At 59.9% G+C, this 24561-nt stretch carries 24 protein-coding genes, 1 tRNA gene and 1 riboswitch; of the genes, 14 read left to right on the top strand and 11 right to left on the bottom strand.

All coding sequences use genetic code 11. The features are described 5' to 3' along the window. Positions 1-40 precede the first annotated feature (40 nt). Both sufD and sufC read right to left on the bottom strand, forming a co-directional pair. The gene (gene sufD / locus JNM85_00610; GenBank protein MBL8086552.1) at positions 41-1342 is read right to left on the bottom strand and encodes a Fe-S cluster assembly protein SufD; all 1302 of its coding nucleotides are present in this window, start codon (positions 1340-1342) and stop codon (positions 41-43) included. Beyond that, positions 1339-2100 (bottom strand): Fe-S cluster assembly ATPase SufC, encoded by a 762-nt coding sequence (gene sufC, locus JNM85_00605; GenBank protein MBL8086551.1) that lies wholly within the window; start codon positions 2098-2100, stop codon positions 1339-1341. Before sufC ends, sufD begins: the two co-directional genes overlap by 4 nt. A gap of 86 nt (positions 2101-2186) precedes the next feature. Between sufC and rnhC the strand changes: the two genes are divergently transcribed. Beyond that, on the top strand, positions 2187-2855 hold the full coding sequence (gene rnhC, locus JNM85_00600) for a ribonuclease HIII (GenBank protein ID MBL8086550.1): 669 nt from the start codon (positions 2187-2189) through the stop codon (positions 2853-2855). A 60-nt stretch (positions 2856-2915) separates the two neighbouring features. Here the strand turns inward: rnhC and JNM85_00595 are convergent, their stop codons facing one another. Together JNM85_00595 and JNM85_00590 are read right to left on the bottom strand one after the other, a co-directional pair. After that, complete coding sequence (locus tag JNM85_00595) at positions 2916-3182, bottom strand: flagellar biosynthesis anti-sigma factor FlgM (protein MBL8086549.1); 267 nt, start codon at positions 3180-3182, stop codon at positions 2916-2918. Between the two features lie 33 nt (positions 3183-3215). Next, a riboswitch (cyclic di-GMP riboswitch) is annotated at positions 3216-3307 on the bottom strand. A 124-nt stretch (positions 3308-3431) separates the two neighbouring features. Further along, a complete protein-coding gene (locus JNM85_00590) occupies positions 3432-4970 on the bottom strand; it encodes a 5'-nucleotidase C-terminal domain-containing protein (protein ID MBL8086548.1) in 1539 nt (512 codons plus the stop codon). 130 nt (positions 4971-5100) lie between these two features. On the opposite strand from JNM85_00590, the gene sdhA reads away from it, so the two are divergent. Then, entirely contained in the window at positions 5101-6945 is a 1845-nt protein-coding gene (gene sdhA / locus JNM85_00585) for a succinate dehydrogenase (quinone) flavoprotein subunit (protein MBL8086547.1), read from the top strand. A 135-nt stretch (positions 6946-7080) separates the two neighbouring features. Beyond that, positions 7081-7467: a hypothetical protein gene (locus JNM85_00580; protein MBL8086546.1), complete on the top strand. Its 387-nt coding sequence runs from the start codon at positions 7081-7083 to the stop codon at positions 7465-7467. Here JNM85_00580 and msrB read toward each other — a convergent pair. Further along, complete coding sequence (msrB, locus tag JNM85_00575; GenBank protein ID MBL8086545.1) at positions 7457-7891, bottom strand: peptide-methionine (R)-S-oxide reductase MsrB; 435 nt, start codon at positions 7889-7891, stop codon at positions 7457-7459. The genes JNM85_00580 and msrB overlap by 11 nt on opposite strands. Before the next feature lie 116 nt (positions 7892-8007). On the opposite strand from msrB, the gene JNM85_00570 reads away from it, so the two are divergent. Then, positions 8008-8637 (top strand): dienelactone hydrolase family protein, encoded by a 630-nt coding sequence (locus JNM85_00570; protein ID MBL8086544.1) that lies wholly within the window; start codon positions 8008-8010, stop codon positions 8635-8637. A 13-nt stretch (positions 8638-8650) separates the two neighbouring features. After that, on the top strand, positions 8651-9307 hold the full coding sequence (locus tag JNM85_00565) for a hypothetical protein (GenBank protein MBL8086543.1): 657 nt from the start codon (positions 8651-8653) through the stop codon (positions 9305-9307). A 10-nt stretch (positions 9308-9317) separates the two neighbouring features. On the opposite strand, the gene JNM85_00560 is transcribed toward JNM85_00565, so the two are convergent. Together JNM85_00560 and JNM85_00555 are read right to left on the bottom strand one after the other, a co-directional pair. After that, positions 9318-10745, bottom strand: coding sequence for a hypothetical protein (locus JNM85_00560; protein MBL8086542.1), 1428 nt, complete (start codon positions 10743-10745; stop codon positions 9318-9320). 281 nt (positions 10746-11026) lie between these two features. Next, positions 11027-14323, bottom strand: a complete 3297-nt coding sequence (locus JNM85_00555) for a PDZ domain-containing protein (GenBank protein MBL8086541.1) — start codon at positions 14321-14323, stop codon at positions 11027-11029. A 161-nt stretch (positions 14324-14484) separates the two neighbouring features. On the opposite strand from JNM85_00555, the gene JNM85_00550 reads away from it, so the two are divergent. The 3 genes from JNM85_00550 to JNM85_00540 all read left to right on the top strand — a co-directional run bounded on the left by JNM85_00550 (position 14485) and on the right by JNM85_00540 (position 15339). Further along, positions 14485-14560 (top strand) — tRNA-Arg (locus JNM85_00550). A gap of 118 nt (positions 14561-14678) precedes the next feature. Next, the gene (locus tag JNM85_00545) at positions 14679-14858 is read left to right on the top strand and encodes a hypothetical protein (protein MBL8086540.1); all 180 of its coding nucleotides are present in this window, start codon (positions 14679-14681) and stop codon (positions 14856-14858) included. 157 nt (positions 14859-15015) lie between these two features. Continuing rightward, a complete protein-coding gene (locus JNM85_00540; GenBank protein ID MBL8086539.1) occupies positions 15016-15339 on the top strand; it encodes a hypothetical protein in 324 nt (107 codons plus the stop codon). Here JNM85_00540 and JNM85_00535 read toward each other — a convergent pair. Then, positions 15336-15839, bottom strand: coding sequence for a DUF488 domain-containing protein (locus tag JNM85_00535; protein ID MBL8086538.1), 504 nt, complete (start codon positions 15837-15839; stop codon positions 15336-15338). The two genes, JNM85_00540 and JNM85_00535, sit on opposite strands and share 4 nt — an antisense overlap. A gap of 27 nt (positions 15840-15866) precedes the next feature. Between JNM85_00535 and JNM85_00530 the strand changes: the two genes are divergently transcribed. After that, the gene (locus tag JNM85_00530; GenBank protein ID MBL8086537.1) at positions 15867-16622 is read left to right on the top strand and encodes a dienelactone hydrolase family protein; all 756 of its coding nucleotides are present in this window, start codon (positions 15867-15869) and stop codon (positions 16620-16622) included. Further along, the gene (locus tag JNM85_00525; GenBank protein ID MBL8086536.1) at positions 16570-17925 is read left to right on the top strand and encodes an aspartate aminotransferase family protein; all 1356 of its coding nucleotides are present in this window, start codon (positions 16570-16572) and stop codon (positions 17923-17925) included. Before JNM85_00530 ends, JNM85_00525 begins: the two co-directional genes overlap by 53 nt. On the opposite strand, the gene JNM85_00520 is transcribed toward JNM85_00525, so the two are convergent. After that, a complete protein-coding gene (locus JNM85_00520; protein MBL8086535.1) occupies positions 17922-18785 on the bottom strand; it encodes an HDOD domain-containing protein in 864 nt (287 codons plus the stop codon). The two genes, JNM85_00525 and JNM85_00520, sit on opposite strands and share 4 nt — an antisense overlap. Before the next feature lie 195 nt (positions 18786-18980). On the opposite strand from JNM85_00520, the gene JNM85_00515 reads away from it, so the two are divergent. Beyond that, a complete protein-coding gene (locus tag JNM85_00515) occupies positions 18981-20018 on the top strand; it encodes an aminotransferase class I/II-fold pyridoxal phosphate-dependent enzyme (protein ID MBL8086534.1) in 1038 nt (345 codons plus the stop codon). On the opposite strand, the gene JNM85_00510 is transcribed toward JNM85_00515, so the two are convergent. Beyond that, entirely contained in the window at positions 19987-20754 is a 768-nt protein-coding gene (locus JNM85_00510; GenBank protein MBL8086533.1) for a ribonuclease H-like domain-containing protein, read from the bottom strand. The two genes, JNM85_00515 and JNM85_00510, sit on opposite strands and share 32 nt — an antisense overlap. Positions 20755-20756: 2 nt before the next feature. Beyond that, positions 20757-21320: a hypothetical protein gene (locus JNM85_00505; protein ID MBL8086532.1), complete on the bottom strand. Its 564-nt coding sequence runs from the start codon at positions 21318-21320 to the stop codon at positions 20757-20759. Positions 21321-21383: 63 nt separating this feature from the next. Between JNM85_00505 and JNM85_00500 the strand changes: the two genes are divergently transcribed. Genes JNM85_00500 through JNM85_00490 form a run of 3 tightly spaced genes read left to right on the top strand, consistent with a single transcriptional unit; the run spans position 21384 to position 24560 of the window. Further along, the gene (locus JNM85_00500) at positions 21384-21773 is read left to right on the top strand and encodes a cytochrome c maturation protein CcmE (GenBank protein MBL8086531.1); all 390 of its coding nucleotides are present in this window, start codon (positions 21384-21386) and stop codon (positions 21771-21773) included. Positions 21774-21778: 5 nt separating this feature from the next. Then, positions 21779-24199 carry a cytochrome c biogenesis protein CcsA gene (gene ccsA / locus JNM85_00495; GenBank protein MBL8086530.1) on the top strand — a complete coding sequence of 807 codons (2421 nt, stop codon included), beginning with the start codon at positions 21779-21781 and terminating at the stop codon, positions 24197-24199. After that, positions 24177-24560, top strand: coding sequence for an aspartate 1-decarboxylase (locus JNM85_00490; protein MBL8086529.1), 384 nt, complete (start codon positions 24177-24179; stop codon positions 24558-24560). Before ccsA ends, JNM85_00490 begins: the two co-directional genes overlap by 23 nt. Position 24561: the final 1 nt, after the last annotated feature.

Genomic DNA, 24561 nt, shown 5'->3' with positions numbered 1-24561 from the left:
ACAGACGATGCATGCGCCGCGTCTGTACCGTGCGCGTAACCTAGAGTGCGAGCGTCTTGAAGAGCAGCGCTTCGAGCTCGCTGCGCATTCGCTCGTTCTCAATCTTCTCGATGACTTCGGCCGCGAAAGCATAGACCATCAGGGCCTCTGCGTGGCTGCGCTCGATTCCGCGCGATTGCAGATAGAACAGCGGAGCCTGATCGAGGTAACCGACGGTCGCACCGTGGGTGCACTTGACGTCATCCGCGAAGATCTCAAGCTGGGGCTTCGTGTTGATCGTCGCCTTGTCGCTTAGGAGCAGCGTCTGGTTTGTCTGCTTAGCGTCGGTCTTCTGTGCGTCCTGGTGCACATAGATCTGGCCGTTAAAGACTGCGGTCGAGCGGTCGGCGAGGACGTGCTTGTAGACTTCGAAGCTGTCGCAGTGCGGGTAGGCGTGGTCGAGGCGGGTGTGGTTGTCCACCAACTGCTCGCCGCCGATGGCTACGACGCCGTCCATGCGGCTGTGCAAGTTCGATCCATTCAGAAAGACGTTGATGTCGTTCCGAGTCAGCTTTGCGCCGAAGGTGACGTTGAAATTCAGGTAGGTGCTGTCAGCCTCTTGTCGAACCTCGATGGCGGCGATGTGGGTCGAAGCGAGGGGTTCGTTCTGAACCTTCACATGCTCCAGGTGACCATTCTCGGCCACAAAGATCTCCGTCACCGCATTGGTGAACGTCGCTCCCTGGCCGTGGACGGCATAGCTCTCGAAGACGGTCGCCTTGCTGAATGCGCCGGAGCGCACGAGGAGACGGGGCGCGGAGTAGCTGGTCGCATCATTCGGGTCGGTGACGGCGATGCGGATCACATGGATCGGGGCTTCGATCTGCGCGTTCTTGGCGATGTCAATCACCGTTGCTTCGACGAAGGTCGCGGTGTTCAGCGCGGCAAAGGTCGATTCGTGGATTCGCGCCAGTGCGCCGAAGTCCTGTAGCGTCATCGCGCCATCCTCTTGGATCGCCTGCTCGATGGTGCGGACGCGTAGTCCTGCGGGGAGGTTCCGGCTGCTCAGCGAGGCGTCGATCTGACCATTCACGAACACGAGCCGGATCTCGTCGGACGCTTCGTAGACTAGGGCGTTGACCTGGCCCACGGTGAGCGTCGGTCGGCCGCCTTGCAAGAAGTACGCCTCGGACAGGTCTCGCAGCGACGTGTACTTCCACGCCTCATCCTTGGTGGTGGGGATGCCCAGCGCGGTGTGTTGCTCCCATCCTTCGGCGCGCAGAGCAGCGAGGGCGGGGAACAGGTCGGCGTCAAACTGGATACCGTTCAAGGGCGAGATGGTCCGTTCCAGAGTCAAGCTCATCGAGATCCTGCCGCCACTTCCGACTCGAGCCAGCCGTAACCCTTCTCTTCCATTTCGAGGGCGAGGTTCTTGTCACCGCTCTTGACGACTCGGCCATCCATGAGGACGTGGACGTAGTCGGGCACGATGTGGTTGAGCAGGCGCTGATAGTGGGTGACCACGAGGAACGCGCGGTCCGGGCTGCGGAGGGCGTTTACGCCGTCAGACACGGCCTTCAGCGCGTCGATGTCGAGCCCCGAATCGGTCTCGTCGAGGACCGCGAGCTTGGGTTCGAGCACGGCCATTTGGAAAATTTCGTTTCGCTTCTTTTCGCCACCTGAGAACCCTTCGTTCACGCCGCGGCTGAAGAACGACGGATCGAGGTCCATCAGCTTCGCCTTCTCCTTGGCGTAGTTCATGAACTTGAGCGAGTCCATCTCCGGCTTGTCTTGGGCCTTCTGCACCGAGTTGTAGGCGGCGCGCAGGAAGTATAGGTTGGTGACACCGGGAATCTCCACGGGGTACTGAAATGCGAGGAAGATCCCCTTGTGCGCGCGCTCGTCTGGCGACATCTCGAGAATGCTCTCCCCATCGAAAAGGATGTCCCCTACCGTGATCTCGTAGTCGGCGCGGCCGGCGATGATCGACGCCAGAGTGGACTTGCCGGAGCCGTTCGGGCCCATGATCGCGTGGACTTCGCCCGGGTTGATGGTGAGGCTTACGCCCCGCAAAATTTCTTTGTCGTCGATACGCGCGTGAAGGTTCTTGATCTCAAGCATTTGGAGAATTCCCTGGTGTTCTCACCGTTCTACGCAGCCGTAAGTCGGCCGGTGAGCGGTGGGGACAGAATCTTTACTATTTTAGCATGATTCAGGGACCGACGCGCTTCGGGTACAGTCCCGGCGGCGTGGATGAAGGGCATATCGGTGTAGACGAGAGCGGCAAGGGCGACTTCTTCGGACCTCTGGTGGTGGCCGCGTGCTACGTCGGTCCGGAGCACTTGGCCGAGTTGGACGGCGTCATGGACTCCAAGAAGCTGACGGACAAAAAGGCGTTGGCGCTGGCGCGGATCATCGAATCGACCTGCCCTCATACAGTCCTGGTCGTCGGCCCCAAGCGGTACAACGAGTTGTACGCCGAGATCAAGAATCTGAACCGTCTCCTGGAATGGGGGCACGCCAAGGTCATCGAGGAAGTGCTGAAGCAACGGCCCTGCAAACTCGCGATCAGCGACCAGTTTGCCGATCCCCGCGGACTACGGCGCAAGTTGACGCTCAAAGGGCTCGATGTCGAGTTGCGGAGCGAAGTCCGTGCGGAGGCCGATATCGCGGTGGCGGCGGCCTCGATCCTCGCCCGTGCGGGATTTCTCCGGACACTCGAACGGCTCAGCGGCGAGTTCGGAATAGAGATCCCGAAGGGGGCCTCACCTCCGGTGATCGCGGCTGGCAAGCGATTTGTGCAAATGCACGGGGCATCGCGGTTGCACGAAGTCGCAAAGATGCACTTCAAGACGTCGGCCCAAGTGCTGCGCTAAACACAAACGCCCTTTACCGGTGGGCAAAGGGCGTCGTGGGCGGACCTTTCGGTTCGCGTCTTATTTGACTCGATCGGCGATGGCTCGGCGGACGATTGCGTCGGCAATCTCTTCGCCTGAGACTTGGTACGCACCCGCGTCGATGCGGGCCTTGAGCTCCACCACCCGGTCCTCGCGGTCGGGCATGACCATGATCTCTTGTGTGAGCTGCTTGATCAGCGGCTCGTCGCCGGCACGGGGGGAGGGCTCGAAGCCTTCCTCGCTCTCAATGAGAGCGAATCCACCCATGGCGAGTACTTTCTTAAGTTCGGTGTCTGAAATTTGCATTGGGTCCTCCGTTTGGTCCGCACGCTTGTTCAGACAGGCATCCCGGCTGTCTCTCGCTGGATTCCAGCTTTGAGATCCTAGGCTTTGCGTTCAAGGGGTCGCCCCCAAGAGTGCCTTTTTCTGTCGGTGGGTCCTATTGACCCAATTTTTGTATCGGTAGCCCAGAAAAAATCTTTAGGGGAAATATCGAAAATTCTTTCTGGGCGCGAGATTCAGGTTCAAAGAAAGCGAATGCACATTCTGTGCCGCTCACGACCCTACGGTGATGCGGCCCTCCGGTTTCAGGTCGAACGGGCTCTTACCCTTCACGTAATCCATGAGGGCATCTGCGTCGACGATGCCGGTATCGAGCCGATAGCGATTGGCGTTCTTGAGCGGATCCATGAAGTCGCCGCCGCGGGCCATGAAGTTGTTCGTTACCGCTCGGAGGATGGCGTCGGGAGCGAGAGGCTTGCCCTGGTACAAGAGCTTGGTGACCCGATCGCCCACCGCCCGTTTGGGATCGAATCGGTACTTAAGGTCGCTGGAGACGTGGACGTAGCCGCCCCGCTCGAGCGCGATTTCCAAGCACTGCTTCAACTCCGCGCCGGAGATGTCGACGAGAAAGAGAGTGTTGCCAAACGGCTGGACGATGAGGACGGATTCGACGGTGATCTTGCCCGCTTCGAAGTTGGCGCGGATACCACCAGAGTTCATGAGACCGATCTGTGCACCTGCTCGCCGGGTCGTCTCGACCATCGAGTCGGCGATGAGATTCCCCATGAGTGACTCGGGAGCATCGGGTGTCCCCGCGCGCGCGATGGTCGTCTTGGTTTCGCCGAGTACGTTCTTACGCATGACGAGGATCGGCGCAGAAAAGGCGTCAATCATCGACTTGATCGCGAGGTCTTCGGGGACGCTCTTGTCGAGCACGATCTGCGAATCTGTGGAGCAACTCTTGACGTGCCCTGCGCCATCGAACGTAATTTTGAGGTTGCCCAGGACCTTGCCCCACTCATTGGCTTGGGCGACGATCACCCGCGTCCCTGCCGAGTCTTTCGCCTCGGTCGGGTAGGGACCCAGTGGCTTCCCAAGCGGCGATTCGGTCGAGCCGAGAAGAGTGTGGCTGTGCCCTCCAAGGATGACGTCGATGCCGCGGAGCTTCGGCGCAAGGGCGAGATCTTCTTGGTACCCCAGGTGCGAGAGCAGAACAATCTTATCGATCTTCTGCGCCGTGAGCGCATCGATTCCGGCTTGGACGCTCTCGACCAGTGGCTTCATCTTCACGGTTGGGCCGGGGCTGCTGATGTTTGTGGTGTCGGGGGTGATGGCTCCGACCACTCCGATCTTGGTGCCGTTGACTTCGAGCACGGTGTACGCCTTGACTTTGGCTGCCAGGCGCGGCTCTTCGCTGAGGTCGAGGTTTGAAACGACGATGGGGAACGTGGCGCGCTCGGCGAACTCGGTGATCGCGCCGGGGCCGAGGTCAAACTCGTGATTGCCGAGGGTCATCGCGTCGTACCGCGCGGCATTGAGGTAGGCAAGGTCGGCAAGGCCGGTGTATTGCCGGAAGTAGAGGGTCCCCTGGAAGACATCCCCGGAGTGGAAGAGGAGCACGTTCTTCTCCTTCTTGCGGACTTGGTTGATGGCCGTCATTTGCCGGGCAAATCCACCGTAGGTTTCGCCTTTGATGGTGGTCGATTCGAGGCGTCCGTGGGTGTCGTTCACGTGCAGGAAAGTCACGGTGAAGTCCTTGCCCAAAGCCACACAGGACAGGGCCGCCATGAGCCAAACAAGGGAGCGTTTCATGTCCTCAATCTACACGACTGGGATCGGCCATTGCACGATGGCGAGGGTTGCTGCGCGGGTAGCATAGGGGGAGTTAGTTATGGCGAGTTCACGAAGTGTGATTGTCGTTGGCGGAGGCCTTGCGGGGCTGATGGCTACGTTGAAATTGGCCGAAGCGGGGGTGAACGTCAAGCTGTTCAGCATCGTCCCGGTCAAGCGCAGCCACAGCGTATGTGCCCAGGGCGGAATCAACGGAGCCGTGAACCTCCGGGGAGAGGGCGATTCGCCCTATCTGCACTTCGAAGACACCATCACCGGTGGCGACTTCTTGAACCACCAGCCACCGGTCATGCGGATGGCCGAACGGGCACCCGCCATCATCTTTCTGCTTGACCGCATGGGTGTCCCGTTCAATCGCACGGCCGAAGGTCTTCTGGCGTTTCGCCGATTTGGTGGGACGCTGAAGCATCGCACGGCCCACGCCGGAGCCACCACTGGGCAGCAATTGCTCTACGCATTGGATGAGCAGGTCCGCCGCTGGGAGTCGATGAATCGGGTCCAGAAGTACGAGGGCTATGAGTTCACGCAGCTAGTTAAGGACGGTTCTGGGAATTGCCGCGGAATCGTGGCTCAGAACTTGAGGACGATGGCCATTGAGAGCTTTGCCGCCGACGCCGTAGTGATCGCAACAGGCGGAAACGGGGTCATCTTCGGGCGCACGACGAACTCGATCATCAACTCGGGCAGTGCGGTCAGCATTTGCTATCAGCAGGGTGCAGTCTACGGGAACCCGGAGATGGTGCAGATCCACCCGACCGCGATTCCAGGCGAAGACAAATGCCGCCTGATGAGCGAATCGGTGCGTGGCGAGGGCGGACGACTTTGGACCCCGCGCGATCCGCACGATTCCCGACATCCGTTGGAGATCCCAGACAAGGATCGATGGTACTTCTGCGAAGAGTTGGACCCGGTCTACGGCAATCTGCTCAGCCGCGATCTGGTCAGCTTCATCATCTACTGTGTTTGCCGCATGGGCAAGGGTGTCGAAGGGAAGCAACAGGTCTATCTCGACATCACGCACCTCCACAACAGCCGCGGCGGCCCCTACACGCGCGATCAGATTAACGACAAGCTCGAAGGGGTCTTGGAGATCTACGAGAAATTCATGCGCGTGGATCCGATCGATAACCCTATGAAGATCTACCCGGGCCAGCACTACACGATGGGCGGCCTGTGGGTCGATTACGAGAAGGGTCACGACACGGCGCTCGACGAGAACAGTGCACGGAACCAGCAGACCAACATCCCTGGACTCTTTGCGGCGGGCGAGTGCGAATACCAGTACCATGGCGCGAACCGGCTTGGCGCAAACGCGCTCCTGACATGTTTGACTGGCGGTGAACTCACCGCGCTGGGAGTTCAGGCTTACTTGCGGGACCTGCCTGCAGCCGGCGAGGACTTCAGCTCGGCGGCTTTGGAAGACGCGCGCAAAGAGCAAGAAGCGCAATACAACGGGCTGCTCAGCTCGACGGGCACTGAGAATCCGTACGCTCTCCACGCCGAACTTGCCGATGTCATGTGGAACAACTGCGGCATCTGGCGACGGCAGAATGACTTGCTCAAGGCTCGGGACTCGCTCAGCGATCTCGCAGCTCGCGCCAAGCAATGCAAGGTGATCGATCGCGGGGCTTGGACCAATCAGGCCGTACCGTTCGCTCGCGGCCTCCAGCACATGATCGAAATGAGCAAAGCGATCGTTGGCGGGGCGATCATCCGCGACGAGTCTCGCGGTGCACACTTCAAGATGGACACCCCCGAGCGCGATGACAATAAGTGGCTCGTGACAACGAAGGCCAAGTGGACCCCGGGCAACCCTGAGTTCGATCTGTCCGAGAAGATTGAGTGCAATACCATGGCCCCGCGGCCGCGTAAGTACCGCATCAACCAGATCAAGGTCGTTCGCGAGATCATGGGCGAAGAAGCTCTAACGCAATAGGGTTTGCCTGGATTGCACTGACGCACCTGCGATTCTAGTACAAGCGAAATCCAAGTCAAAGGTCCTGTCCGGAAACGGATCGGGGCGCAACCTTCGTTCTCTGTTCAAGCCCTGAGGGGGGCAATGGAGCTAACAGTGAAGAAGAGCACTTTGATTCTGTCGATCGCGATGATGATGTTCCTGGGGGTGCCGATCCGTGCGCACGCGGGTCAGTCACCGACGATTGGGTCGGTGTACTTGACGGTGGACACGCGCGACCCGATCATCCCCGTGCTAGAAGCTGCCTTGAAGTTGACCCCTGCTCAGAAGCGCACGAACGGGAAGCTCGTCGCTGCCGCTCGCAAGCGCCTGGTTCTGGCTGGCGATAACGTCGTGCAATGGAACCTGATTCGCCAGGCTTATACGGCGGACTTGCGCAAGATTCTTACTAAGCCCCAGAACGTGAAACTCGACGCGCTTCTCAGCCCCTCCCCACCGAGGAAGGGCCGAATCGGCTTCAAGTCGACGACGGCTAGGGAGTAGCTTCGGGCTTCGCCTCCTCAAAGGTGAGGCACTCGGAGTTGATGCAATAGCGTAAACCGCTGGGTGGTGGACCATCGTCGAAGACGTGACCCAAGTGGCCGTCGCACCGAGCGCAGAGCACCTCTTTTCGGAGCATCCCGTAGGAGCGGTCCTCGTGGAACCAGACGTTCTCTGTGTTGTACGGCTGGAAGAAGCTGGGCCAACCGGTGCCGGAGTCGAACTTTGCATCCGACTTGAACAGCGGAAGATTGCAACCCACGCAGTGGTAGACGCCGGTTTTGTGGTTGTCGTAGAAGACACCACAGAATGGGCGCTCGGTCCCTTGGGCGCGAAGAATCCGAAACTGTTCGGGGGTCAGGCGCGTCTTCCATTCCTCGTCGGAGAGGATCAGCTTGTCGGGTCGTTGAGGGCTTTCAGTCCGCATTTTTGATTGTTCCTTTGCCACCGGCTTTGGGTCGTGCTGCGTTGTGAGTAGCAGCGCCGCACCTGTCAGTCCAGCAAGCGAGAGGAGTATTAGAGTAGTTTGCACTGGCGTCACCAATGGAGTCCAATTCCTTATCCTACGTCGAATGGGCGCAAAATGGCGCTCACGCCCCGCTATTGATCTTAGCGCACGGCTACGGAAGTCACGAGCAGGACCTCTTTGGGTTGCGAGGCGAGCTTCCGCTGAGCTTCAACATTGTGAGCCTGCGGGCACCGCTTCACTGTCCCATGGGAGGATATGCGTGGTTTCAGATTGAGTTCCAGCGTGAGGACTTTGGGTTCAGTCAGGGGGAAGCCGAGCGCGGTATCCGGGCCCTGGAGCAGTCGATCATCGAGCACCGGGACCGGCTCGAAGCGACTTCCGTACACTTGGTGGGATTCAGTCAAGGCGGGATGATGGTTCTGGCGGCGGCGTTACGCGGTGCGCTAGATGTGCAGTCGGCGGCGGTGCTCAGCGGTCGCTTGCCAGATTCGTTGCTCCCGGTGGAGGTGGTTGCTGCACCTGCGATCCTGGTTCAGCACGGGAAGTACGACCCCGTAATCGACGTCGCCGAGGCGCGGCGGTGCCGGGAGTGGCTGACTAAGAAGGGGCTGGCTCACGACTACCAGGAGTATCCGATGGCGCACAGCATCAGCCGGGAGAGTTTGGACGACTTGTGCGCTTGGCTCATGGCGCGTGCCGAGTGACGAAGGGCGTACAATGCCACTCATGAGCGGCGAGCCCATTTGGTCAGTTGGTCGCAAGTGGATGGGGAACCTGATTCCCGCGCTGTTCTCGGTTCCAGTGCTCATCCTCGCCCTGTGGCTGTACCAGAAGCAGGGTTTCTCGAGCGCGACTTGGGTCACGTTGTGTGCATTTCCAGGCGTCGCTTGGGTGTCGGTGGGGCTCTTTGGGCTCTACGCCAATGAAGCGATGCGCGAGGCGATGGCGCAGCGACTGCAGCGTGCCCGGGCGATCCGCCGAGATGCCATCGTGTTTGTGGGGGCAGCGACACCCGCTTATCGGAGCGCGCTCGATCCACACGAAGACGTCGGTTTCTTGATCTTCGACCCGGACGCCCTGGAGTTCTTCGGCGAGAAATTGCAACTCACGATCACCCGGGAGCAGATCCAGGCTGTGAGGCTGCGCATGAACCCGCACTCCGTATTGGGCCTCGGTGGGTGGGTCTCGATCGAAGGCCTGTTTGGTGGTGAGCCCGGACGGTTCCTGATCGAGTCACGAAACCGCGGCACACTCTTTGGAAACCGATGGGATCGGCGTCGCCTACTGGCCCGCATACGCGCATGGCACGAGAGCCAAAAAGAGAGTGACCCGAGTTCCGAAGAACCCGGGCCTGCTACTCGGCGTGTGCAGTAAGTCGAAAGACTTAGCCGCGGAGCAAGGCGAGAACCGACTGGGAAGCCGAGTTCGCCTGTGCCAGCATCGAAAGACCACTCTGCTGCATGATCTGCAGCTTCGTGAACTTCGTCATTTCCTCAGCCACGTCAGCGTCTCGAACAGCGCTGTCAGCTGCCGACAGGTTTTCCTTCGCGATGCTGAGCGAACGGGTGTTCGACTCAAGCACGTTACGAACGAAGTTACCGATCGAACCTCGGCTGCTACCGACCGAAGTGATGGCGCTATCGATCGAGGTCAGAGCCGTCGAAGCACCGGAGACCGTCGTGATGTCCAGGCCAGAGACGCCGAGCGTTGCCGCCGACGTGTTTGCCAGCGAGAGCGAAGCGGTCTGACCCTGGTTTGCACCGATCTGGAACTGAGCCGAACCGGCGGCGATCGAGGCGATGCTCGTGAGAGCACCGGTCGTGGTCGCGCCAACATCGGTCAGTTTGAACACGTTGCCCGAAGCGTCGTTGAACGTCTTGCCGTCCGCCGTGCTTGCCGTCAGTGCACCCGTGGTGGTACCGGCGGTGGCCAATGTGAACGTCGCGACGGCATTGACGCCTGCAGTACCCGAACCGAGGGTGCGAGTGCCTACGGCGGCAAAGCCGAGACCGGCAGTGTCGTTCGTGATCTGGATCGAGTTACTTCCCGTTCCGTAGTTGGTCGCAGTGAAGACCATGTTACCGCCGGTGATGGCGACCTGAACTCCAGTGTCTTCCGAGCGGGAATTGACCGCATCCACCAACTGCTGGTTCGTCATGGAGGCATTGACCTTGAAGTTAATGCCGTTGATCGCCAAGTTACCGTCTGCACCCACAGCGTTCGCGGCCACTGCAGCACCACCTGTGACGGTCGCCTTGACTGCGGCTGTTGCAACGTTCACGTTCAGTGTGTCGTTCGCGGTGACCGAAGTCTGGGCCGAGCCAAAAGTACCGCCGATCTGCACCGACTGGAGTCGAGCGGCGTTGACGACGTTGGCGGTGATGCCTGCACTACCGTTCAGCAACTTCTTCGATCCGTACTGCGTATTGGTCGAAATTCGATCAATCGAGCTGAGAATCGAGTTCAGCTGGTTCTGGTTTGCCTGCTTCTGGCTGGTCGAGAGCGTTGCGTCGTTCGAGTTTGCAACGGCAAGAGCGCGAGCGTCGTTCAGGAGCTGGTTCACCTCAGCAAGGGCGCCTTCGGCAGTCTTTGCGAAGTTAACGGCATCCTGGTTATTGCGAAGTGCCTGGTCGATACCCCCAAGCTGTGCGCGGAGTCCTTCAGAGATCTGGAGTCCCGCAGGATCGTCCGCAGCCGAGTTGATTCGGAGACCGCTAGACAACCGAGTCATCGTATTGTTAGCGCTTGCGCTGGTGTTCGCAAGGTTGCGAAGCGCGTTCATGGCCTGGACGTTGGTATTGATTCGAAACATAGTTGCTGATTCCTCCGTGATTCTGCGACCCGGTCTCCCGGGATCATCCTTGCGAAGCGATGCAGACGATTGCTCGGCTGCGGCAGTCCTCCTGACACGCTCGCTTCACAGAGGTCTTTCAACACATGCGGGGTTTGCGCCTAAGTATTTATGCGTGCACAACCCCAGTTCTGCAACAATTACCAGGTACAAACCGGCGGAATTACCGGGGCACACGCATAGACTGCGCATAAAAAAGCCCCTGGTGGCTAAGCACCAGGGGTTGACGGGTTCCGAACGGCTTAGTTCGAGACCTTGGTCGTGTTGGGGAAGTCAGGGCGCTTGCGCACTGGCTTTCCGCGCTTGGCGATCTCCTTGAGCAGGTACTCCACGCCCTTGGCGATCTGCGGATCCTGACCCAGCGCGCGGTCGCGAGGAGTCAGGTCCACCTTGATGTCGGGATCGACACCGGTGTTTTCGGCGATCCACTTACCGGTGGTCTGGTCGTAGATACCAAACTCCGGCGCGTAGATGAAGCCGCCATCCACCAGCGGTGCCGGAGAGGTGATACCGACCAAGCCACCCCAAGTGCGCGTGCCGATCAGCGGACCGATCTTGTTGCGCTTGAAGAGCCATGGGAACATGTCGCCGCCCGAGCCCGCGTACTCGTTGATGAGCATGGCGTAGGGACCATCCAGAGTCTGGACCGGGAATCCGACGTCACCGCTATTGCGCTGACGACCGAACGCCTGGTAGGAACGCATGATCTTCTCGAAGAAGTACGTGGGGATCATGCCTCCGCCGTTGTACCGCTCGTCGATGAGGATCGCTTCCTTGTCCGACTGGGAATAGTAGCCCTTGATGAACCCGATCATGCCCTCCTGTGACGTGTTCGGGACGTGCAGGTAGCCGATTCGTCCGCCGCTGAGCTTGTCGACCAGCTTGCGGTTCGCTTCCACCCAGTCTTGGTAGCGGAGTTCACCGTCATTGGCCACCGTACGCACCGTGATCTTGCGCGAGCCATCCATGGACGGCTTGCTGTTCACGGTCAGGACTACGGTTCGACCGGCCTTGCCTTGCAGCAGCTCATGAGGACCCATGTTTCCGTTGACCGCCTGGCCATCAATCTCAAGCAAGAAGTCGCCTGCCTTCACGTTCAGACCTGGCTCAGTGAGCGGGCCGCGCATGCCGGAATCATACGAGTCGCCTCGATAGATCTTCGCGATCTTGATCTTGCCGTCAACAGTTTCGAAGTCTGCGCCAAGAAGCCCGTATGGGATCTGAGGTCGGGTCAACGTGCCACTGTCGCCGCCACCCACGTAGCTGTGGCCGGTGGCGAGCTCGCCAATCATCATGCCGAGCACGTAGTTTAGGTCCGCACGGTTGGAGACGTACGGCAAGTAGGCTTCGTACTGCTTACGCTTGGCGTTCCAGTCCACGCCAACCATGTTGGGATCGTAATACGTGTCGCGGTAGTGCCGCCAAGAGTCGTTGAAGATCTGTCGCCACTCGGTGCGCGGATCGATCATGGCTTCGACCGCGTCGGTATTGACCCGACCCTGACCGGGCTGATTGCCCGCGGCCACTCGGCCGAGGAAGATCTGGGGCCCCAGGGCGTAGGCAATCTGGGTTCGATTCTGGTTGAGGCTGAGGTCGGTGAATCCTTCGAGGACCGTTGCTGGCTGTCGCGAGTTGAAGTCGAACATCAGCATTTGGCCATTGTTGAAGGTTGCGACGCCGTTGTTCAAACCTACGACAGCAACGTAGTTGCCCGCGGGCCACGGGAGTGCGAACACTCGATCGGACAGACCCTCAAGATCAATCTTGAGTTCCTTCGGTTTCTCCTCAGACTTCTTCTCGTCGGCCGGAGCGGCAGGTGCCGGGGTTGCCGGGGTAGCCGGAGGCGCGGTTTGGAATGTTGCCTCCTCCTCGCCTGCCGTCATCGAGAACGACATGGAAGCTCCACCTTCGGACTTGGCCTTTGGCTTGGTCTCTGGTTCCTCGTCGCTCTCGCGAGCCAACGGGTTACCGAGGTCCGATGTGAGCGTCATGGCATAAACACGTGAAGCGTTGGTGAAGTTCAAAGCGAACTCAAACGCGCCAGGCGTGGGGTTGAACGTTCGTGCCGACGTGAAGTAGAGGTACTTCCCGTTCATATCGAACGAAACGCTGCCATCGCTATAGTAGCCTTCGGTGACCTGAGTGGCCTTGCCAGTACGCACGTTGTAAAGATAGATGGAGCCCTGTAGGTTCTCACCAATGTTCACATAGGCGATCCAGCTGCCGTCGGGCGCCCAATCGTAGGTCGTGGCGTTGCCATAGAGGTCCGAAAACACCTTGGTTGCCCGCTTGGTGGCGACGTCCAGCACCCAAAGCTCATTCTTCTTGCTGCTGAAGCTGATCTTCTTGCTGTCCGGCGAGTAGCGCATGGACTGGACGTTGAATCGACCGCCAGAAGTCAGCTGCTCGGCTTTGCCGCCGCGCTGAGGCATCGTGTAGATCTCGTACTCACCGGTGGCGTCGCTGATGTACGCGACCGACTGTCCGTCGGGCGACCACATCGGCAGTCGCTCACGGTCGGTCGGCGAATTCGTCATGTTCCGTGTTTCGCCGGTGCGAGCGGGAACGCTGAAGAGCTCACCGCGAGCTTCGACAACCAGCCGCTTGCCACTGGGCGAGAGCGCCATGTTGCTGACGTTGTTGCCGAGCTTGCGCAGGCTCGATCTGATGAGGATGCTGTCAGTCTCGACTCGCGGCAGGATGGCCTTGACTGCCTTGGAGGCGATGTCGTATCGATAGAGGATGCCGTCCCGCTCGAAAACGATCGTCTTTCCGTCCGTCGAGGGAATGCGAATATCCGCGTCGGCAAACTTCGTCAGCTGGTCAGCCTTCTTGCTCTTCAAATTGTACTGAAAGAGGTTATGAGTTCCTTCGACCTTGTCGCTGACATAGTAGATGTTGTCGCCCACCCACATGGGGAAGTAGTTCTGCTCACGCCCGGTGGGGAGCTCGCTGTAGTCCTTCGTCTCGAAGTTGAAGATCCCGATCCGGCCCTGGGTGCCGCCGCGGTAGCGTCGCCAGTTGAACGTGAACGAGTTGTTGCGGTTGAACGCAACTGACTTGCCGTCCGGGCTGAACGAACCGACCGAAATCTCTTCGAGCGAGGTCTTGACCGGTTGACCGCCCTTACTGTCTACCATGAACAGGATCGGCGCGAAGTTCATCTGGTCGGTGCTGGCGTAGCCGATTTTGCCATCGGCTGTCCAACCAACGATTGCTGCTGGCGCGGGGCCGTAGGTCAATCGCTTGGGTTGGCCGCCATCAATTGACATCGTATAGAGCGCTAGCGGACCATCGTAGCTGCCAAGGAAAGCGATCTGCTTGCCATCAGGCGATATACGAGGCATCGATTCTGCATTTGGGTAGGTCGTGAGACGGACAGCCATACCGCCGTCGAGGCCGCATTTCCATAGGTCGCCGCCGTAGGTGAACACCACTGTGTCGCCGTGGACGGTTGGTTGACGAAGAAGCCGAATTTCTGACCCGCCAGCTTGGCCCAAGGTCAGCGCGGACGTAGCCGCAATGAGTGCAAGTGTCAAAGTTCCTCCTCAAGCTCGGCGTGATTCCAGCCACGCCAAAGGCACCGGCCCCTTGCCGGTGTAGTTCCGGTAAGGCTACCAGAGGAACCGGCGCTTTGAGTTCCCGGATCTGATAGAAAGGAACTTAGTCCTGCCACTTAGGTACCTTTAATCGCGGAGACGCCCCCGTAGCTCAGGGGATAGAGCAACCGCCTTCTAAGCGGTGGGCCGTTGGTTCGAATCCAATCGGGGGCGCCAAACTGTTTGGGTGCAAAGTGGGTCAGAGTTGGAACCGAGCGAACCGGGTTCGGCATCCCGTTTGACTTCGCGCAAGATGGCGCTACCCCTTGTACGGACCCCGCCGTTGGCTACTCGTGTGGTTGAGAAAAGGCTGCCCGAGCTTGACAGTCGCGAGATCGCGAACGGATGGAGTTCCCATTCCGGATGGACTGAAGCGGAATGGCAGACGGCGGCGAGCGGGCTGGTCGCCGAGTCGAACGGGATCGGAGGCAGCATCCACACCGTGCTCGAAGGGGAACCCGCGATCAAAAAGTGAATCACGATTGACGAGCACACGAACGGCTTATCGAACCTGCCCGCGCAGAAACTGCAGTCGATAACTTGCTTGTCTAAGATCGTGGTTCAAAGTGCATCTACTTCGGTGTGCCAAGGCATCGCGGTTGACGGCGGGGGGCTTGTTCGCCGGAAGCTCCATGTTTCCTTCTCCAAGAGTTCTCCAATCCGTCTCGTCGCGTCAGACCGTCACCGTCAGTTCGGAATCGCTAGTGCGGCTGGGCACCGACCGTGCTCGAACGGCGATCTACGTCTCCAGTCAATCGGCCGACAGTGAGATCTTGTTGTTCTTCGTTCCGGAGGGTGGGGCGCAGCCTGCTCGGCAGGTCGTTGATGCCGACTACGTCTTGCCCCAACTTGGGAAGGTGTTCTTGCCGTTTGGGAGCGCGGTGGACGTCTATGCGTGCCTGCCCAATGCGGTCGGCATCACCGATGCGCTCACGGTGATCGAGTTTCAGGGTTAGAAGAGCGATCCCTGGTCGAGCCCAGCCCATAGGCGGGTCTCGGATTGGGGCGCAGTGGATCCGTCGGGGAGGATGTGGACCAACTCTAGTCCGCGGAGTCGGAGCGATTCGCCCAAAATGCGTCCACGGTGGCACTCGTGCGGCTGAGCGCAGCCGCACATCAAGCACATGCGGCGGTCGGTCGACTCGGCGGCCTTCATCACCGCTTCGATTCCTTGAATAAACCGAGCGTCCTTTGCGAGTTTGTCCCGATCAAGCACTCCTTCGGTGTGGACTTCGGGCCAAGTCGGCTTACCACCGATCCGGTCCCCCATGAAGACGTACTTCATTCCTGCCGCTTGTACCTTGTGCGCGAAGTCCTCGCCGCGAAAATCCTCTTGGTAGCGCGAATAAGGATTTGTGCGCACATCGACCAGGTGGGTGAATCGCCACGGTTCAAGCCGACCAAGAAATTCTGCCCAGTGATCGGCTCCGTAACCTATGGTCCACACCGTCTCCATAGTCGCATTTTGGGCCAGAATGCACGCATGAGAATCAGTCTCCTTCTGCTCGCCATGGGCGCAACTACCGTAAGTGCGGTCGCAGCCGACTTTTCCTACATGGACGGAACGTCGTCCATGACGGGGTACCTGGCGACACCCAAGATGAACACCAAGAGCAAGGGGGCGGTGCTGATCGTCCACGACTGGAACGGTCTCGACGCTTATGAAAAAATGCGCGCGGACCTGCTTGCCGCAAAGGGCTACGTTGCGCTGGCGATCGACGTCTATGGCACGGGAATTCGGCCCAAGACGGTCGCCGAGTGCTCGACCGAGGCAGGGAAGTATTACCGCGATCCGAACCTGTTGCACCGCCGGTTGGCCGCCGGGCTGAGGGCCATCCAAGGCGTGAAGGGTGTGGATAGCAAACAGATCACCGCGATCGGCTACTGCTTCGGCGGAACGGCGGTACTGGAGATGGCTCGCGCGGGGATGACGGTCAAGAACGTGGTGTCATTCCATGGCGGGCTAGCACCGCTTTCCAAAGGGGTCGATCCGATCAAAGCCACCGTCTTTGTGTTCCACGGTCAGGCCGATACGTTGGTGCCGGAGGATCAGGTGAAGGCGTTCACCGCGGAGATGCTCTCGCTGAAGGCGAACCTGAAGTTCGTGTCGTACCCTGGTGCTAAGCACGCGTTTTCGGTGAAGGGGTCGGACAGTTTGGGCGTCGCTGGAGTCGGCTACAACGCCGATGCGGACAGGCGCTCGTGGACGGAATTACTCAAACTGCTCTCCGAGAAGTAACCGTACGTCCCGGTCCTCCGGCCCCCGGGTTGGTATCCTCAATCGCATGGATGCCGATCGCTTTCACGCGCACGTCGCGGACCAGTTCGCCGAGTACGTAAATCCCTATTTGGGCAAGCTCATGAACTTCGCCGGATTCGGGGTCGAGATGCGGGCGGAAGGGTGCACCATCTGGGACCACGAAGGGCGCGAGTATCTGGACTGTCTCGGTGGCTACGGCGTGTTCTCGGTGGGCCACCGGCACCCGCACGTGGTTGCCGCGGTGAAAGACCAACTGGACACCATGCCGCTGAGCAGCAAGGTGTTCTTCGGCGCAGTGGCGACCGAGCTTGCCGAGCGGCTGGCACGGATCTCGCCAGGAAATCTGCAGTTCACGTTTTTTAGTAATAGCGGTACGGAGGCGGTTGAGGCCGCTCTGAAGTTCGCGAAGGGCGCGACCGGACGCAGCAAGATCGTCTCGACCCACGGCGGGTACCACGGCAAGACGCTAGGCGCGCTGGCAACCACAGGCCGATCCAAGTACCAAGATATGTTCCGACCGCTCATGCCGGGCCCAGTGTTCGTGGAGTATGGCGATGCCGCGGAGATGGAGCAGGCGGTCGATGACGAAACCGCGGCGGTGATCATTGAGACCATCCAGGGCGAGGGCGGCATCCACGTTGCGCCCCAAGGGTATTTGACGAAGATCCGGGAGGCGTGCGACCGTCACGGCGCGCTGATGATCGCAGACGAAGTGCAAACGGGACTCGGTCGATGCGGCTACATGTTCGGCTGCGAGAAGGAGAGGGTCGCTCCGGACCTGATGTGTCTGGCCAAAGCGCTTGGCGGTGGGGTCATGCCCATCGGCGCGACGCTCGGGACCAAGGCAGTATGGGATGCGGTCTACGGAAAGAATCCGCTCATGCACACGAGTACCTTTGGCGGCAATCCGCTCGCTTGCCGCGCTGCCCTGGCAACCTTGGATGTGATCGAGCGGGAAGGATTGGTTGAGCGCAGCCGCGAGCGCGGGGCCCAACTGATGTCCGGCCTGAAAGAAGTTCAAGCCCGCTACTCGGAACTGATTCACGAGGTTCGTGGCGAGAGCTTGATGATCGGGGTCGAGTTCACTCAGGACGAAGTTGGCGAACTGACGGTTGCGCAGATGACGAAGCGCGGGCTGATCGCCGCTTACACGCTGAACAATGCGCGTGTGATTCGCTTTGAGCCGCCACTCATCATCACGGCTGAGCAAGTCGACTTTGCCGTGCGTATTTTTGGTGAAGCGCTGGCGGAGACGGCCGATCTCCTCGCTTCGTTGGTCTAGGCTGCCGGGCGGGCGACTCCCGCGAACCGGGATTGCAAGTACTCCAGGGTCTGCTGCGCGACGTCGTCGTAGAATTCGCGCTCGGCGGTGTATCGCTCGGCGATGGCGAGAGGCAGGACCGACATGGCGGGCCACTGCTCCCAGGTGGCGTTGTTTTGGCTGGATAGCCAGTCGGCAATCAGCACGACCGCCAGCAGATCATCGTCGGGTTCCAGAGTGTCCTGATCGAACCGGGCGAGCATCCCAGAGAACTCGCGTTGCAGACGCCAGTTAGTTGCGAAAATGGCCCCGAGGGAGTGGATGGACTCGGGGAAGGAACAAGAAAACGCGACATCGAACGACGTACCGCATTGGCGGGCGAAACTGGAGACGGAGGTGAACACTTCCGGAGCGAGCTTGGCAAGCTCAATCGTTCCGATATCGTGGGCGGCCCCGAACATGTAGGCGGTATCGGGAGAGACGCCAGGGAGTGGGCGTATCGTCGCATACGTGCGGCAAAAGCTGCCGACAAACGCGCAGTGCCGCAAGAACCGGGCGCGAGAGAACGGGATGCCTGGTAGGTCCTCGCCCACGCCTCGCTGTAAGAGCGCTTGCGAAATGAACTGGAGAATCCCCGCAGTCTTGGCACCCCGCACGGCTGCTTCCAAAGACATCATCCGGGTCTCAGTCGTCCGGTCGAGGATCCCGTGAGTTCGCAAGAATCGGACGCCCGCGACGAGGTCCGCCTGGAGTGCCCGAACATACAACTCGCTGGGCGCAGACGCTTGAGCTAGATGGCGTAACACGCTGATCGTCCGAGGTGCGATGAGCAACTCCGGCGGTCGTCGCGCCATAAGCTTTAGGCGGTCAATAGAGATCATGCGTGCTCTAGGGCGATCAAGAACGCCCGTTGGGTAGCGGATGCAGCGGCGCAGTGTGGAGGCCAGCTCTTACGAAATCGGTGTAACATGCGCCCACCTGCACGCTCTTCTATGTTCTCGGAATGCGCATAGAGTTCTTTACTCTCATGGCGACATTTTCTTGACATAAAGAGCGCAATGCAAATCCTAGGACCTATGAACCCGATCGACGACTTTCGAAGTGATACCGTAACACGTCCGACGCCCGAGATGTTGGACGCGATGGCGTCGGCGCAAGTGGGCGATGACGTCCTTGGCGATGACCCCACGGTGATCGAGCTGGAGAACGAGGTTGCAGCGATGGCGGGGATGGAGGCCGGAGTCTTCGTGCCGAGCGGGACCATGGGGAACCAAATGGCGATCGCGACTTGGACGACTCCGGGCGATGCGGTGATTGCCGAGGAAGACTCGCACGTGTTCTTCTACGAAGGCGGCGCGCCTGCGCTGTTCGCGGGAGTCATGAGCCGTGGGATCGCCTCGGAACGCGGAGTCCTGGACCTCGACGAGGTCCGAAAGCGGATCACCAAGAAGAGCTTCGTCACACCGGGATCGACGCTGCTGTGCATCGAGAACACGCACAATCGCGCGGGCGGGACCCTGACTTCATTGGGGCAGATGGCGGCTTTGAGCGGATTGGCCCACGAATCGGGCATGAAGGTTCACTTGGATGGTGCGCGCGCTTGGAATGCTCACGTCGCGCTAGGAGTTACGCTGGCGGAACTGACCTCGACGGTGGACTCCGTGACCCTATGCCTCAGCAAGGGACTCGGGGCACCGGTGGGGTCGGTGTTGTGTGGTGGCGGCGAGTTCATCGCCGAGGCGCGGAACTGGCGGAAGCGGTTCGGCGGTGGAATGCGTCAGGCAGGCATTTTGGCAGCCGCAGGTCAGGTGGCGGTCCGTACCATGGTGGACCGTCTCGCGGAAGATCACGACCGCTCGAAACGGCTGGGCGCGGCGCTTCAGGGCGTCTCGGGCATTCGCGTTTGGACGGATCGCATCGAGAGCAACATGGTGATGGTCGAAACCCCTGGGCCCGCCGTGGAATGGATGAACCGGCTACGCGAACTGGGCGTTTGGACGATGCTCCCTGCGGAGCGTCGCATCCGGCTTGTCCTGCATCACCACATTACCGACAAATCGCTGGAACGGTGCGTTACCGGGTTCAAGACCGTGGCGCGGCAGCTTGTCCGGTGAGGGCGTGTTGCTTGAGTCCTTCGTAGGCGACCGATGCGAGCCGCTCCAGGTTTACGACGTCTTCACGGTTGTAATCGACAAGGACTTTGAGAGACTCCTCATAGCCGCGGCGGTACTCGCTCCATAAGCGGATGGCGTCGCGGCCATTCATGCCGTCGACTTCGCTGCCGCGTGCGATGCCCAACTGTCGTTCGATCTTCTTGAGCCCGCCGGAATAGCCGATGCGTTTGAGGGCATAGCACAGGTCGAGATGAATCTGCTTGAAGCGGTATCCCTTGAACCGTCGCTCCAGCATCGGTAGGTCGAAGCCGGTACCGAAAAAGGTGACAATCATCTTGAACTGCTCGATGATGTCGAGGAACGAGTCGAGGTTGTCGTCCTTGATCAGCGCGGTGAACTCTTTGCCATCGTAGAGCCCCACGACGGTGACTGATTGGCCAAACCGTCCACCGTCGGTCTCGATGTCCAGATAGACACAGGAATCTCGAAAATCGGGCCAGGCTCGCCAGGCTTCTTGTTGGCCCAGGCACTTACGAAAGTAGTTGGCATCCTGGTTTTCCAGCGCCCGGACCGACTTGCGTAGCTCTTGCAGGGTGGGCTCGGTGCCAGCGGTGCCCAGCGAGAACTGATCCGGGGTCGCCAACAGACTGTCCCAGTCCGAACAGCCTTGGGACCACAGACTTCGTTCAGTCTCGCGGCCGATGCCCGGGATATGGCAGAACGTCTGCCTGAGCAAACCTAATCCTTGCGCTCGCGTGGAGTTGGGCTAATCGATTCCTCCTTGGGCCGAGGCAGCGGAATCTCTTGTGTGCCTCCGGTGAACCAATATTCCTTGTCGCTCGGGTCGTCGTACCAGAACTGCCCGGTGACAAGTTCGCCAGTCTTGGGGTCCTTGAAGAATTCGCTAATGATGCGGACCCGTCCGTGACCGAACCACGTGGCCTTCAAATTCTTGCCGAAAAATTGTGCACTTCGCCACTTCCCGACGAACACCATGCGCCCCTCGCCGAAGTAGACGACGCGTCCGCGGCCTTCGTACTGCTTGCGGATCTTGCCGAAGGTCTGGACGTTTGCGCCCGGTTTGAGGTTGAGCATGACCGTTCCGCGAAACGTCATATCGACGCGACCCTGGCCGTCCAGCAGCTTGAAACTGCCCACTTGAGTCTCAAAGTGGAGCGTCCCTTGGGGGTCCGTCGTCCCGGGCACTCCGGAGCGAAACGCTTCGGGCGCGGGCTGGGTCGCGGCGAGCGCCACCAACGCTGCGCCAAGCAACACTGCAAATATCCTCGGGGTCCACGTCATGAAGAGCCCTATTGTATCTCATCCAGGGGAGAGGTCTGATCGCGTACAATAGCCTAGGAATTCATGAAGAAAAGCGTGATCTTGAGCTCCGTACTGGCGAGCGTCGCCCTCACAGCGATGGTCTCCGCATTCTTGATGACCGCGAACCCTACGGTCACCGTCGATCAGGCGGTCCGATCGAAGGGCGAGAAGGTCTATCTCGCCGGCGAGATCGTCAGCGGCTCCATGATCTCAAAACCGCGCGCGCGCTCGATCACGTTCACCTTGAGAGATGACCACGGGAAGCTCGTCACGGTCTTTCACGAGGGGCACGCTCCCGCAAATATGGGCACGACCACTCGGGTGGTAGCCGTCGGTTCGTACCATGACGGGTCGTTCAAGGCAGAGAAGCTGATGACCAAGTGTCCGTCCAAGTATGAATCGGGCAAGCCCGAGAGCTTGAACAAGGCCTAAGCTGAGTGGATCCCCACAATCACGTTGAACTGCATGCCCCTGCGCAGTGGGCCATGACCTTGGGGCTAGTGGGCCGCGGGTTCATCACTCTTTCGCTGGGGGTCCTCGTGCTGTCTACGGTGCTGTGGCTGCTCCAGGGCAAGCGCCCGAGTTTGGCGCGCTGGGCCGCTTGGAGCTTCACGCTCGGCGGCAGTTCATTTTTCGCCGCGTTCGCAGTGCTCGGGATTCTGATTCAGACCCATCAGTTTCAGTACAGCTATGTCTTCCGGCACACCGATACCACGCTGGAGAAGCCGTACCTGATCGCCGCCATGTGGGCGGGGCAGGAGGGAAGTTTCCTGCTGTGGGCGCTGACGAGCGCGCTCTTCGCGATGCTGGCGGTGCGCAAGCTCCCGGACTACCGGCGGTGGTTTAGCGTTTCTTCGGCGATGTTTCTCGCCGCGCTCGCGGGGATTCTCGCGTACGAGTCCCCGTTCAAAGTCGAGATGATCGACAATCGGCTGATGCCCCCGGAAGGGAGCGGCATGACGCCCGCGCTGATCAACTACTGGATCACCATTCACCCGCCGGTGATCTTCCTCGGCTTCGGTTCGCTGATCGTTTTGTTCTCGCTGGGATTTGCGGCGCTGGCCCAGGGTGACTCGAGCAAGTGGGTGAGCTTCGCTCGTCCCTGGGCGCTGGTTTCCGCCACGCTGCTGGGAATCGGCCTGTGCATGGGCGGATTTTGGGCTTACGAGACGCTCGGGTGGGGCGGATTCTGGGCATGGGATCCAGTCGAGAACACAAGCTTTGTCCCTTGGCTGTGGACCGTGGTGCTGATCCACGGGCTTCTTCTTCAGACCACCCGCGGTACCGGTCGGAATTCGAACCTGTTCTTGGCCGGCACCGGGCTACTTACGTTCATTTACGGCACGTTTTTGACCCGTTCCGGAGTGTACGGTGACCAGAGCGTGCACAGCTTTGCCGAGATGGACGCGGGTGCGCGTTGGGTCTTGATCGGCATTCTCGGCGTGTTTGGGTTGGGCTACCTGGGAATGTGGCTCAAGCGCATCCGCTCATGGCAAGAGTTGCAGCCGGAGACCGAGCCGTCGTCGTTTCTCAGCCGTGCGGGCGCGTTCGTCTCCGCGCAGTGGTTGTTGCTGGCGATGGCGATCGGCGCGGGCGTCGGCATGAGTATCCCGGCGTTGTTCGTGCTGCAAGGGAAAGCGCCGAAGGCAGTCGAGGAGGCGATGTACAACCGGATCCTCGTCTGGATTCTGATTCCATTGCTCCTGGGGATGGCGATTGGACCGTTCTTGAGCTGGCGAGGGTCCTCGCTGAAGGTCGTACTGAACCGTATTGGTCGATCTCTTCAGGCTTCGTTGGTGCTGCTCGCAGGCATGATCCTATGGCTGAAATACGGCGTGCACAACGAGTTCAAGCCTGCGCCAGAGGATTCGCTTTGGGCCCCGTTCGGTTTCACCATCCCAGTTACCAACTGGATTCTGTTCTTGTCGTGGCTTTGTTTGTTCACGCTATGCGCGAATATGTCCAAGTTGCTTGAGCTAGGGCGGCGCTCGAAGGGTGGCATCGGGAGCATGCTCACGCACGTTGGCGTGGTCGTGGCGGTTCTGGGCCTCATCGTAAGCCGTGGGCTCCAACGCAAGGAGCAGACGGTCATCCAAGCAGGAACACCCGGCTTTGCACTGGGCTATGTCATCAACCTCAAGGATGGCGATGCCCGCGACTATTCCAAGCGCGGGAACAAAGTCGATTTCGAGTTTAAGAGCTTGAGTGGCGAGAGGTTTGATTCCAGCCCCGAGCTGTACTACTCCTTCTCAGGAGAGGGCGAGCCGACGCCGACGGTCCACCCGGCGATCCATGTGAACGGGACGCACGACATCTACGTGGCCGTCTATCCCATGCAGTTTGAGGCCGGGGAACCCACAACGCTCAAGAAGGGTCAAAGCTTGCAGGTGGATGACACGACGGTGACCTACCAAAACTTCCGACGCGAAGGTGAGGCGGGGGTGATGGGGACCAAGTTCTTTGCCGACCTCTTGGTGCAGACCAAGGGGAGCGACGCCGTCAAGGTCAGCCCGGGAATGGCGATCACCGATCAGGGACCGGAGCATTTCCGAGCCGACGTAGGCGGCTTGACGATCGCTCTGGACCGTATGGATGCGGCCACGCAAGACGTCACACTCCAGGTTTATTACCAGAATCCGCTGTTCCCGCTCGACGTGTACTACAAGCCCATGACCTTGTTGGTGTGGGTAGGGGCTGGTATCATGACCTTAGGCGGATTTTGGTCCGCTTGGTACCGCCGTCGCAACGGAGCGGCCGGCTCCGGCGCTAATAAAGATGTGGGTTCGAATATAGAGCCCCAAGATAGGGCAGGCGAAGGACACACTTCAAACACAAATGCGGCTCTCACAGATTCTTAAGGCGAAGCTTCATCACGCGCGCGTAACCTATGCAAACCCCGACTACGTGGGCAGCATTGAGGTCGATCGTGCGGTTCTCGATGCTGCGGGCATCGTGGATGGCGAATTGGTGCACGTGTGGGCTGTCGATCACGACGCTCGGATTATCACCTACGTCTTCGGGGGCGTTAGCGGGGTCGTTGGGTTGAACGGCGGCGCAGCGCGGTTTTTCCAGCCGGGCGACCGGGTGATCATCGCGGCCTTCGATTTGACCGATGAGCCGATTGAACCCAAGATGCTCCTGCTGGACGAGGAGAACCGCATCGTCAAGCACCTGGAGCCCTTCCGCACCGAACTGCAGGAAAAGCTCCCGGTCTACTAAT

This window comes from Chthonomonas sp., from assembly GCA_016788115.1.
Lineage (GTDB): Bacteria > Armatimonadota > Fimbriimonadia > Fimbriimonadales > Fimbriimonadaceae > UBA2391.
The sequence above is the reverse complement of the archived record's forward strand: the minus strand, read 5'-3'. Positions and strand labels throughout refer to the sequence as shown.

Bases quoted from the DNA above. Each gene is read 5' to 3' on its own strand.
- JNM85_00520 (MBL8086535.1), bottom strand. From the start codon at position 18,785: ATGATCTCTATTGACCGCCTAAAGCTTATGGCGCGACGACCGCCGGAG.
- msrB (MBL8086545.1), bottom strand. From the start codon at position 7,891: ATGCGGACTGAAAGCCCTCAACGACCCGACAAGCTGATCCTCTCCGAC.
- JNM85_00505 (MBL8086532.1), bottom strand. From the start codon at position 21,320: ATGACGTGGACCCCGAGGATATTTGCAGTGTTGCTTGGCGCAGCGTTG.
- JNM85_00525 (MBL8086536.1), top strand. From the start codon at position 16,570: ATGCGGACAGGCGCTCGTGGACGGAATTACTCAAACTGCTCTCCGAGA.
- JNM85_00590 (MBL8086548.1), bottom strand. From the start codon at position 4,970: ATGAAACGCTCCCTTGTTTGGCTCATGGCGGCCCTGTCCTGTGTGGCT.
- JNM85_00500 (MBL8086531.1), top strand. From the start codon at position 21,384: ATGAAGAAAAGCGTGATCTTGAGCTCCGTACTGGCGAGCGTCGCCCTC.
- JNM85_00530 (MBL8086537.1), top strand. From the start codon at position 15,867: ATGAGAATCAGTCTCCTTCTGCTCGCCATGGGCGCAACTACCGTAAGT.
- JNM85_00535 (MBL8086538.1), bottom strand. From the start codon at position 15,839: ATGGAGACGGTGTGGACCATAGGTTACGGAGCCGATCACTGGGCAGAA.
- sdhA (MBL8086547.1), top strand. From the start codon at position 5,101: ATGGCTACGTTGAAATTGGCCGAAGCGGGGGTGAACGTCAAGCTGTTC.
- JNM85_00560 (MBL8086542.1), bottom strand. From the start codon at position 10,745: ATGTTTCGAATCAATACCAACGTCCAGGCCATGAACGCGCTTCGCAAC.
- JNM85_00490 (MBL8086529.1), top strand. From the start codon at position 24,177: ATGCGGCTCTCACAGATTCTTAAGGCGAAGCTTCATCACGCGCGCGTA.
- rnhC (MBL8086550.1), top strand. From the start codon at position 2,187: ATGATTCAGGGACCGACGCGCTTCGGGTACAGTCCCGGCGGCGTGGAT.
- sufD (MBL8086552.1), bottom strand. From the start codon at position 1,342: ATGAGCTTGACTCTGGAACGGACCATCTCGCCCTTGAACGGTATCCAG.
- JNM85_00565 (MBL8086543.1), top strand. From the start codon at position 8,651: ATGCCACTCATGAGCGGCGAGCCCATTTGGTCAGTTGGTCGCAAGTGG.
- sufC (MBL8086551.1), bottom strand. From the start codon at position 2,100: ATGCTTGAGATCAAGAACCTTCACGCGCGTATCGACGACAAAGAAATT.
- JNM85_00540 (MBL8086539.1), top strand. From the start codon at position 15,016: ATGTTTCCTTCTCCAAGAGTTCTCCAATCCGTCTCGTCGCGTCAGACC.
- JNM85_00595 (MBL8086549.1), bottom strand. From the start codon at position 3,182: ATGCAAATTTCAGACACCGAACTTAAGAAAGTACTCGCCATGGGTGGA.
- JNM85_00570 (MBL8086544.1), top strand. From the start codon at position 8,008: ATGGAGTCCAATTCCTTATCCTACGTCGAATGGGCGCAAAATGGCGCT.
- JNM85_00515 (MBL8086534.1), top strand. From the start codon at position 18,981: ATGAACCCGATCGACGACTTTCGAAGTGATACCGTAACACGTCCGACG.